The sequence below is a fragment of the Sporosarcina koreensis genome, from assembly GCF_001531445.1.
GTDB lineage: Bacteria > Bacillota > Bacilli > Bacillales_A > Planococcaceae > Sporosarcina > Sporosarcina koreensis_C.
The window spans coordinates 1-1,050 of the sequence record NZ_LQYA01000162.1; the positions used below are offsets into that span (position 1 = coordinate 1).

At 62.2% G+C, this 1,050-nt stretch carries 1 protein-coding gene; it reads left to right on the forward strand.

The window, feature by feature from the left end:
• Nucleotides 1-344: 344 nt before the first annotated feature.
• Nucleotides 345-1,050: hypothetical protein (locus AWV70_RS16165; RefSeq protein WP_153010022.1), on the forward strand; the 706-nt coding region annotated here is incomplete at its 3' end.

Below are 1,050 nucleotides of genomic sequence, written 5' to 3' on the forward strand. Positions count from 1 at the left end.
GTGCTATCCCGACTGAATGTCCGTCCTGCCGCCGTCGCGGCGCGGGGACGGGCCTATGGGGCATGCATGAAAGGAGGGTGACGGATAGATTGCGAAAGAGTGACGTGCGCAATTATGTCCGCATGCACATAATCTGGTGGGATCAGGCCGCTTGTGAGCATCCGCCGAGACAGCCCACGCCATAGGTCAGCCCATCGCGTTTCAGGCCGTTGCGTTATCACGGTCCGTCTGCTCCCCCGGCTTGAAAAATCGAGCCTTCTGTTGCCGCGCACTTTGTATTGATATGGAGCCGTGGTCGCAGGGCCGCAGTTGCTGGTCGGCGCGGAGGTTTGGCAGGCGCTCAGATGGACGAAGGTGTTGCGGTACTGACGACTCTCGTGCTGTTGTCGGCGGTGCTGTCGGTCGGGATCGCCGTGTCTGCCCGCTCGATTGGTCGGCTCCCCCATGCACAGTGTTGGAGCCGCGCCTTCGCACTCGCCGCCGCCGCCTGGGCGCTCAACATCGCGCATGGGCTGACCGGCTTTGGTGGAGCGTGGAGTATCGCGATCGTCAGCCTGGCGGCCATGGCGGTTCCCCTGCTTCTGTGGAAGGGGCTGAGCCAACGTAGCGACCGGTCGCCGCCGGGGCGATGCTGGGTGTTGGCCGCTTTGCTATTGACCATCATCATCTTCATCGCGGCGCTGCACCACGCCGACGGATTGTGGGCAGCGCTTTCTCAGTTCTTCCGGGCGCTCGTACTCTGTTCGGCACTCGGTCATGTCGCGATCTCGAACGGCCAGGCGCGCTCGGATGAGCAGATGATGAAGCTTCTATTGGCTCTCCTCGCCATAATCAGCCTTGTCGTCGGAGCTTTTGCACTGGCACGTCAGTTCGCGTTCGATCCATGGCTTGGGGATTTCGATCGCTGGCTTCTCCTTTTGGCGCTGCCCGCCGTGTTCACAGGAATAGGCATCACGGCGCTTGCTCTTATCGCTAATGATCTGGCGGCGGGTCTGCGAAGGCTCGCCAATACCGACCCGCTTACCGGCGTCTTGAACCGGCGCGGGTTCG